Here is a 7,518-nt window from a genome sequence, read left to right as displayed (position 1 = left end):
TCGCCGGAGTCGACGACGCCGGCGATCAGCAGTGCGCCGAAGGGGATCAGCATGATCACGTAGGGAACCGGCAGATATCCGCCCGGGCGGAACATGAACAGGGTCATCGCCAGCACGAGCACCGCGTACGGGCGCAGGCGCCGGAGGAAAAGAGCGGCGACGGCCGCGGTGAGGCTCAGGACGATGAACACCGGGTCGAGCTGCCACCACATGCCCAGCGTGCGGTTGAGCAGCGAGTCCGGATCCGCCAGCGACCCGCTGCTCTCTCGCGAGCCCAGCTGGAAGATGATGCCGTCCATCAGGCTCACCCGTCCGGCTCCGCTGAAGAGCTCGCCCTTGACGGCCGCGAGCAGCAGGTAGCTCCCGCCGATCAGGACGAGGATGCTGGCGGCGACCGACAGCGTGTACCGACGGGTCTCTCTTCGCGCCGATCGCACCATCACCCAGATGAGGATGGGCAGTGCGAGCAGGAAGGTCTCCTTCGTCAGCACCGCGATGCCGAAAGCCAGGGCGGACCCGGCGAACGCGGCGAGCTGACCGCGCCGATTCGTCGCGAGGAAGAAGGCGAGCAGCAGCCACGGCACCGCGATGTTGTCGAGGTAGACGGTCCGGTGGAACTGCACGGCCAGCGGAGAGACGGCGAACAGGAGGCCCGCCGCGGCGGCGGCGCCGCGCGACATCCCGAGCCGACGGGCCAGCACCCACAGCAGGGCGACCGAGATCAGCGCAGCGACGATCACCGCCTCACGTCCTGCGAGGACCGCGATGTCCCACCGCTCGAATGCGCCGGTGAGCTGCGTGTAGCCGGCGATCTGCAGCCAGCCGAGGGGCGGATGGTCGTACCAGTAGGTGTAGTGCGCGAGCTCCCCGAGGTGGGTCACCGCCCAGGCCTGAGCGGTATAGGTCCCTTCGTCGTCGATGCGCTGCGGCGCTCCGCCCATGTTCAGGAAATTGACGACGGCGCTGACGAGCAGCACCGGGAGCAGCCACGTCAGATCGCGCGCGTGAGCGCGCACCCAGCCGCTCACGCGGTGAGCGATTCCGCTGCGTGAGCGTGTGCGATCGGCGACCGGTGCATCGTTCGGGACGCGATCGGTCTGCGCGGGCTTCTCGAGCGTGGTACTCATGCGGCCACCTCCTGAGCGGTCATCGTCGGACTCGCCGCTATCGGCGTCGTGTCGTCATCGCGGTGTGCGCCGGTGTGCTCGGTCTTCTCCCAGCCGCGCTCGCCGCGCAGCTCGCGGAAGACGGCTCGCAAGGCGGCGCCGGCGAGGAGGACCTGGAACGGGATGGTGCCGAGCACCAGGCGCACGTAGTCGATGAGCCTGACCTTCTGCCCGTAGAGGCGGCCGAACTCGCCCAGCCCCGCGACCTCGACGGCGACCGTGACGATCGTCGGCGCGAGCGGGATGAACGTGAGCAGTGCCACGACCGTGGGGACCTTCACCACCAGGATCAGGAACACGGAGAGCGGGATCAGAAGCCCCGTGGCCGCCTGCAGGAACGGCATCGCCAGCATGTAGCGCGCGAACAGTCGCTGGCCGCGAGTGGGGAGTGCCCGCCATTCGCCCTTGCGCAGCACCTGGAGGAACCCCTGGTTCCATCGCGTGCGCTGCTTGTAGAAGGACTTCAGTGTTCCCGGGGTCTCCTCGCGGGTGACGTATTCGGGGCTGTACGCCACGACGACCTTCTCGCCCTGGCTCGAGAGGCGGACGCCGAGCTCGCAGTCCTCCGCGAGGCACTCCGCGTCCCACCCGTCGTTGTACTCCAGAGCATCGCGCTTCACGAACACGGTGTTCCCGCCCAGGGGGATGAACTTGGCTCCCGCGTGGAAGTGCAGGCGCGAGCGGAACCAGAAGTAGTACTCCAGCACGTTGCGCAGCGACCACCAGCTGCTGCGGAAGTTCATCAGCTGCACGCCTCCCTGCACCACGGTCGCGCCGGTCTCCGTGAATCGGGAGTCGATGTGGCGGAGCAGCTCGGGGTGCACCTCGTCTTCGGCGTCGAACACGCCGATGATCGAGCCCCTGGCGTAGGGGAGCGCGCGGTTGAGCGCCTTGGGCTTGTTCTTCGGCACGCTGTCGTCGACGACCACCTCGATGCGATCAGGATGCCGTTCGGCGGCCGCGCGCACGACCGCGGTCGTACCGGGGTCATCGTCGCCGACGATCGCGATGATCTGCACGTCGGGGTGGGTCTGCGCGGCGAGGGCATCGAGGGTCTGACCCATCACCTCCTCCTCGTGGCGTCCGGGTACGAGAAGAGTGAACGTGTGCTGAGGGGCGCGGGGCTCCTTCGAGAATGCGGTGCTGTCATAGGTGCTCTTGGAGCGCCACGCGTACAGCATCCACCAGAGTGTGGTCACCGCGATCAGCGTCAGGGCGAGCGCGATGGCGACGAGCCCGGAGTACCCCGCGATCGAGCTCCAGTCGACACCCGTCGAGCTCTGGGACGAATCGATGAGTCCCGGATCGAGTACCTCGCGGTTCGGCACGCCCTGCGGCGCGGGCGCCTGATCGGGGGCAGGCGTCAGCAGCGGATCGGGAGCGGGGTCGCTCTCGATCCGGCGAAGGGTGAGAGGGGAGAGGGAGATCACGATCTTGCCTCCTGAGGAGTGCGGAACACGAGGAACCGGTACGTGAAATAACGGAAGAGAGTGCCGAGGACGAGCCCGATGACGTTCCCCGAGATGTTGTCGGCGAGGGCGGAGGTGAATCCGAGCAGATAGTGCGAGACGAACAGGCACCCGGAGGCGATCAGCAGACCGCCGCCGTTCGCGAGCAGGAAGAGCAGGAGCTCCTTCGCGACGGCGGGTCGGCGCGTGGCGCGGAAGGTGACGTACCGATGTCCGAGCCAGGCGACTCCGGTCGCCACGGTGACGGAGATCACCTTCGCCCAGATGACGTGGTCGGGCATCACGGTGGCTCGGAGCAGGTTGTATCCGCCGACGTCGACGACGAAGGCGATGATCCCGACGCCGCCGAAGGTGGCGAGCTGGGGTACGGCTTCTCGTATCGCGGTGACGAGGCGAGAAAGCGCAAGCGATGGCGCGGAGGGGGTGAGCGTCATACTTCGGGTTCGGAGGCCTCCCGAGGGGTGGATTGGATTAATTCGCCCGCAAGCGAAATATCGGTTCGTCGGCGTGAACCCGGGTGGCAAGAGTCCTCTCCGGTTCCCCTCGGAGACGAGTGGAACGTTGTTTTCGGCGGGGTCCTGACCTCTGTGTGTCTCTCGACGCATTTGCTAGCCGGGCTAGCTGAATGGGTCGGACGCTACGTCTGCATAGACGGACGAGGGCGGAAGGGGGGAGCGCGTTCGCTCCCACCTTCCGCCCTCGTCGGTGCGGTCCCTGTGTGCGGGTGTCAGCCCGCCGCGGGGGCGAGTTCGTTCGGAGTGACGTCCAGCTCGGCGCTGGCGAGCACCTCGCCCGTGGTCAGGTCGACGGCGTGCACGCTGTTCGCCGCGGGCTCGGTGACATAGGCGATGTCGCCTGCCACCACGATGGCGGGGTGCGGATCCTGCCATTCGGCCGGGCTCTCCCACGCGTCGACGACCGGGAAGCTCTCGGTGATGTCACCCGTCTCGGGGTCGAGCACGTGGATCGATCCGTCCGAGGCGAGGATGTAGGCGAGATCCTCCGGTCCGCGGACCACGTCGCGGAACGTGTACTCGACGCCCTCGGGCAGGTCGACGACGTCGTAGGTCTTCGCCTCGGTGTCGATGAGAGTCACCGCGCTGAGCAGGTAGCCCTCGGCGTCCACGTCGTTCTTGTAGTCGCCGACGATGATCGGGCTGGTCTCGCTGACCCACGCGTTGCCCATGCGGCCGTATGGCTGGTCGGGTGCGTCGAGCTTGGTGATCTCACCGTCGGAGTAGAGGAGCGCACCGTTCTCGCAGCCGAAGACCACGGCTTCGTCTGCTGCAGTGCCCTCACCGTGCACGCCGGGGCACTGGTCGGATGCCGCGATCTCGACACCGTCGGCGTCGCGAACCACGATGCCGGTGCGCCCGTCGGCGTTGCCGACCGTCGTCAGGAACGTGCCGTCCTCGAGCAGCACCGACACCCCGTGGTGCGCGTCGACGCCGTCGACCGTGCGCGTCTCGGGCAGCTCGTCGGCGGTCGCGAGATCGGCGGTGTCGAAGATCGTGGTGTCGCTCGTGCCGTCGGCGTAGAGGATCGTCTTGCCGCCGTGACGAACGACGTGTCCCGGAGTGTCCGCAGCGAAGATCGAATCGGTGAGCTCCGCGTCGTCCGCAGAGCCTGCTGCGGTGTCGAGCACCTGGAAGCCCTCGCTCATCGTCACCATGACGTGGCGGTCGTCGCCAGCGGGGTTCAGTCGGGTGAACTCCTCGGACTCGAAGTCGGCGACTGTCTCGAGCGTCTCCCCGTCGAGGACGAGGATGCCCCCCTCATAGGAGACGGCGAGCCGGGGCCCGGCGTCCGCGGCCGGTTCCTCGCCGGCCGGGGCGGTGGCGCCGGTCGACGAGGAGCATGACGCGAGGGCGACGACTGCTCCGACCGCCAGGGCCCCCAACGCGGTTCGTCGGAAAGAGGATGTCTTCATTCTGTGTGTCCTTCTTCATGTGGAGGTCTCACTGCGTGAGACCGGTGGTGATGCGCTCGGTGTTGACGCGCATCATGGTCAGGTAGTCGGGAGCGCCGCCGTCGCTCTCGGTCAGCGACTCGGTGAAGAGCTCGATCACCTCGACGTGCACATCGGCCTCTGCGGCCAGCGCCTGGACGAGGCGGTCGGGTGACGAGGATTCGGCGAAGATCGCCGAGACCCCCGTCTGCTCGACCGCATCGACGAGGTCGGCGAGGTCGGATGCCGAGGGCGCCGCGAGCGTGGTGCCGCCCGGGATCACCGCTCCGACGATGGTGAAGTCGAAGCGGTCGGCGAGGTAGCCGAAGACGTGGTGGTTGGTGACCAGTGCCCGGCGGGAAACCGGGATGCTCGCGAATTCGGTCGCCATCTCGTCGTCGAGCTCCGTGAGCGCGGTGCGATACTCCTCCACGCTCGTCGCGAGCGCGGAGGGGTCGATCCCGTCGATCGCGCGGAGAGCGGGTTCGAGCGCGTCGACGACGTCGACCATGCGTGCGGGATCGGTCCAGAAGTGGGAGTCCGGCATGCCGGCGGCGTCGCCCGCGCTGTAGTCGAGGACCTCGATGGCGTCGCCGGCGACGAACGACGGGACCTCGGTCGCAGCGGCGACATCGAGATGCTGCTGGAGACCCTCTTCGAGCCCGAGGCCGTTCGAGACGATGAGGTCGGCCTCGCGCAGAGTGGCCGCCTCCTGTGCGGAGATCTCGAAGGAGTGCGGATCGGCGTTCGGCTTCATGAGCGTCACGACCTGGGCCTGGTCTCCGACGATCTCGTCGACGACGTCGCCGAGGATGTTCGTGGAGACCACGACCAGCGGGCGGTCGTCTGCAGCCGGGGTGCAGGCGGTCAGCGGGACCGCTGCGGCTGTGAGCGCTGCCGCTGCGGCGAGAGTGCGGGGGAGGCGCATGGGTCAGCGTCCTGTCTCGGCGACGAAGGCCGGCTCGGTGGCGGTGTCGAAGGCGCGGGCGATGCGTGCCCCGTCGGCGTAGTCGATCTCGTACAGCCGGCGCTCGGCCGGTGCGCTGAGGTAGGCGCGATGCTGGTCGGCGATGAGCGTCGGGGCTCTGCCATCCGCGAGCGACTCGGAGACGAGCGGTGCGGTCTCGGCGAGCAGCGACCCGTCGTCCGCGCCCAGCACCAGCATCCGTCCGTCCTGGGCAAGCGCGAGCAGATGCCCGGCCTCGTCGTCGACAGCCGTGACCTGCACCAGCGGTACGGGAGCGGTCAGCAGGGCCCACGCGCGCTCGCGGGTGTCGAGCAGACGGATGTCGGTCGGCCCGGCGAGCGCCGCGACGGTGGGCCGCCCCTCGCGGTTGTGGAAGGCCGAGATCGCCGAGGGGGCTGCGCCGTCGGGGAACGGGATCCGCTCGACGCTCAGTTCGTCACCGTCGACATGGGCGAGCAGTGCGCCGTCGGCGCAGCCGATCACGGCGCCGACGCGGGTCGTCACGGTTCCGGCGGGCTCGATGCACGGGTGCTCGACGCCGGTCTCTTCGCCGTCGGAGTCGTAGGCGGCGATCGTCGTCACGGCTCCGTCCTCGGTGTCGGACACGAGCGCGAAGGAGCCCACCGGCACGACGAGACCCTCGTGCGGTTCGCGTTCGAGTCGGAACAGCTCGCGGATCTCGCCTTTCGACAGGGCCTCGGTGTCGAGCAGCACCGCGTCGCCCGAACCCGCGAACGAGATCCCCGTGCCGCCCGTGGTCGAGCTGTTCGTGGTGGCGATCGTGGCCGCTCCCTCGCCGTCGACCGTGCCGAGCAGCGCCGGCTCGGCGCGGTAGTAGTGGAAGTGATCCACGTGATCCCACGTCCACACACCGCTGTCGATGATCTCGATTCCGTCGCCGTTGTCCGCGAACAGGTAGCGACCGTCTGTCGCCACTGCCGACGGTGTCGAGATCGCGCCTATCTCCGTGACGCTCTCGTCGAGGAGATCGAGATGCGCGACCTGGCCGTCGGGATCGATCGTCGTGAGACCCAGAGGAGGCTCGGCCACTTCCTCCGCTCCGGCGATCGCGCCGTGGCCGGCGCCGGTTGCGTCTGCGCTCGGGGCCACCGACGGGTCGGCAGTCGGCTGTCCCGCACAGGCGGCGAGCGACACCGTGAGGATGCCGAGGATGCCGACTGCCGTCATGCGGGCGGCGCGAGGGGTGACGGGGGTGTGGCGGATGGACACAGGGACCTTTCGGGTGGCGGATGGTGGCGGAGTCATCGGGACAGCGCGGGGACAGCGGTGTGCGTAGACGGTCGGATGCCGTTCATCGCGGACTTGGCAGCCCATGAGGCTCCCGCGAGCAGGATCGCCGCGGCGGCGACGGATGCGCCTGCTGCCGTGGCGAGGTACCAGGAGGCGAGAAGGCCGAGGAAGACCGCCGCGATGCCGAAGAGGCACGCCAGGAGCATGCGGCTCGGTATGCGCGTGGTCCAGTGCCCGGCGGCGACCGCCGGTGCGAGGAGCAGACCGACGACGAGCATGGAGCCGACGGCCTGATAGGACGCGACGACGGCGAGCGTCACCAGGCCCACGAGTGCGGCTTGGGCGATTCGCGGGCGGAGTCCGAGCACCGAGGCGATACGGGTGTCGAGCGCGAGAGCGACGAAGGAGCGGTGGCAGACCGTCGCCACGATCACACCGACGGCGGCGGCGGCGGCGAGCAGCATCAGGTCGCTCTCGGTGATCGCGAGGATGTCACCGAACAGGATCGCCGTGGCGTCGGTGGCGAAGCTCCCCGAATGCGAGATGACGATGACTCCGAGCGCCAGCATCGACACGAAGAGCAGCCCGATGCTGGTGTCGTACGAGAGCTTGGCTCGGCGCTGCAGGGCACCGATTCCCAGGCTCATCGCGATCGCGCTGAGGGCGCCGCCGGCGAGCACCGGGAGCCCCGACACGGTCGCGAGCGCGACGCCGGGA

At 68.7% G+C, this 7,518-nt stretch carries 7 protein-coding genes; all 7 read right to left on the bottom strand.

Annotated features, from left to right (window positions below; genetic code table 11):
• Positions 1–1,127 (bottom strand): glycosyltransferase family 39 protein (locus tag RTM68_RS04660; protein ID WP_312168712.1); only part of this gene is annotated, 1,127 nt, incomplete at its 3' end.
• Positions 1,124–2,596 (bottom strand): glycosyltransferase family 2 protein, encoded by a 1,473-nt coding sequence (locus tag RTM68_RS04655; protein WP_312168710.1) that lies wholly within the window; start codon positions 2,594–2,596, stop codon positions 1,124–1,126. The genes RTM68_RS04655 and RTM68_RS04660, both read right to left, overlap by 4 nt.
• Complete coding sequence (locus RTM68_RS04650; RefSeq protein WP_312168708.1) at positions 2,593–3,069, bottom strand: GtrA family protein; 477 nt, start codon at positions 3,067–3,069, stop codon at positions 2,593–2,595. The genes RTM68_RS04655 and RTM68_RS04650 overlap by 4 nt, the downstream gene beginning before the upstream one ends.
• Positions 3,070–3,362: 293 nt before the next feature.
• Positions 3,363–4,565 carry a zinc metallochaperone AztD gene (gene aztD, locus RTM68_RS04645; protein ID WP_312168705.1) on the bottom strand — a complete coding sequence of 401 codons (1,203 nt, stop codon included), beginning with the start codon at positions 4,563–4,565 and terminating at the stop codon, positions 3,363–3,365.
• 28 nt (positions 4,566–4,593) lie between these two features.
• A complete protein-coding gene (aztC, locus tag RTM68_RS04640; protein ID WP_312168703.1) occupies positions 4,594–5,511 on the bottom strand; it encodes a zinc ABC transporter substrate-binding protein AztC in 918 nt (305 codons plus the stop codon).
• A 3-nt stretch (positions 5,512–5,514) separates the two neighbouring features.
• Positions 5,515–6,780 (bottom strand): ABC transporter, encoded by a 1,266-nt coding sequence (locus RTM68_RS04635; RefSeq protein ID WP_312168701.1) that lies wholly within the window; start codon positions 6,778–6,780, stop codon positions 5,515–5,517.
• Between the two features lie 32 nt (positions 6,781–6,812).
• Positions 6,813–7,518, bottom strand: a 706-nt coding sequence (locus RTM68_RS04630; protein ID WP_312168698.1) for a metal ABC transporter permease, incomplete at its 5' end; no start/stop codon positions are given.

Origin of the sequence: Microbacterium sp., assembly GCF_031988965.1 — a bacterium.
In the GTDB taxonomy this organism is placed as follows: Bacteria; Actinomycetota; Actinomycetes; order Actinomycetales; family Microbacteriaceae; genus Microbacterium.
This window is presented reverse-complemented; position numbering and strand designations above follow the sequence as displayed.